This is a genomic window from Bartonella rhinolophi (assembly GCF_036576165.1).
Classification (GTDB): domain Bacteria; phylum Pseudomonadota; class Alphaproteobacteria; order Rhizobiales; family Rhizobiaceae; genus Bartonella.
The window spans coordinates 1-1,715 of sequence record NZ_JBAFWY010000018.1 but is presented as its reverse complement, the minus strand read 5'-3'; the positions used below and the strand labels follow the sequence as shown (position 1 = coordinate 1,715).

Sequence of the window (1,715 nt, the reverse complement as noted above, 5' to 3'; positions counted from 1 at the left end):
TGGGGTAAAAGCAGGAATGCTTACAGCTGGCTCAACAGAGGCTGTTAACGGTGCACAGCTCTATTTGGCGAGTAACGCACTTGCTTCATATTTTGGAGGAGGAGCTAAATATGAAGGTGGAGAATGGGTATTACCAGATTTCACGGTTACTCAATTCAATGATGATGGCACTTCTAAACAGCAAAGCTATACAAATGTTGCTGATGCTCTCGCAGGTATGAGCGACTCTTTCATAAATATTAAACAGGGCGTCTTGAATGATATAACAAATGACATCACAGGTGAGATTATTAGTGGTATCACGCAAGATGTTATTAAAGACATCACAACTGAAGTTAATAAAGTCAGCCTTACTCAGCAAAATTCATCCACAAATGTTATCACTATTGGTGGAAATGTGGCTGGTAGTGAAATTACAGTTGCCAACAATGATGGTGCGTCACGTATTATTTCTGGGGTAAAAGCAGGAACGCTTTCTGTTGGCTCAACAGATGCTGTTAACGGTTCACAGCTCTATTCAATGAGTAATGCACTTGCTTCATATTTTGGTGGTGGCACTAGATATGAAGATGGAAAATGGACATTACCAAATTTCACAGTTGTTACACTTAATGTTGATGGTACTTCTGAACAGCAGAGCTATACAAATGTTGCTGATGCCCTTGCAGGTATAAGCAGCTCTTTCACAAATATTAAACAGAGCGTCTTAAATGATGTAGCAAATGACATCACGAATGAGGTTATTAGTGGAATTTCTAATGATGTCATTGATAAGATGACAAATGATATGGCGACTGAAGTTATTAATAACATCACGGATAGTGTTGTTGATAGAATTACTTATGACGTTACTAAAGAGGTTACAGATGAGATTAATCGTACCAGTATTGTCAAACAAGACAAATCCACAAACTCTATCAGCATTGGTGGAGAAATAGGTGGTACTGCAATTACAGTTGCCAACAGTGAAGGTGTATCACGTAGTATCTCTGGGGTAAAAGCAGGAATGCTTACAGCTAGCTCAACAGAAGCTGTTAACGGTGCGCAGCTTTATTCGATGAGTAACATGCTTGCTACATATTTTGGCGGTGGTGCTAAATATGAAGGTGGAGAATGGAAAGCTCCAGATTTCACAGTTACCCAATTCAATGATGACGGCACTTCTGAACAGCAGAGCTATACAAATGTTGCCGATGCCCTTGCAGGTATGAGCGACTCTTTCATAAACATTAAACAGGGCGTCTTGAATGATATAACAAATGACATCACGAGTGAGGTTATTAGTGGCATCACGCAAGATGTTATTAAAGACATCACAACTGAAGTTAATAAAGCTAGCCTTACCCAGCAAGATGCATTCACAAATGTTATCACTATTGGTAAAAATGCGGCTGGTAGTGAAATTACAGTTTCCAACAGTGAAGGTCTTGCGCGTATTATCTCTGGCGTGAAGGCAGGGAGTATTTCAGAAGGCTCAACAGAGGCTATAACTGGTGGTCAGCTTTACTCAGTGAGCAACATGCTTGCTACATATTTTGGAGGTGGCGCTAGATATGAAGATGGAGAATGGAAAGCTCCAGACTTCACAGTTGTTACACTCAATGATGATGGTGTTGCTGAAGAGGCAAGCTATACAAATGTTGCCGATGCTCTTGCAGGTATGAGCAACTCGTTCAAAAATATTAAAAACGATGTTGCAAATGGTGTTTCTCAAG

Annotated in this window: 1 pseudogene; it reads left to right on the top strand. The window is 40.2% G+C overall.

The features are described from left to right. Window positions 1-16 precede the first annotated feature (16 nt). A pseudogene (locus V5N67_RS06815) lies at window positions 17-1,715 on the top strand (hypothetical protein); the annotation flags it as partial.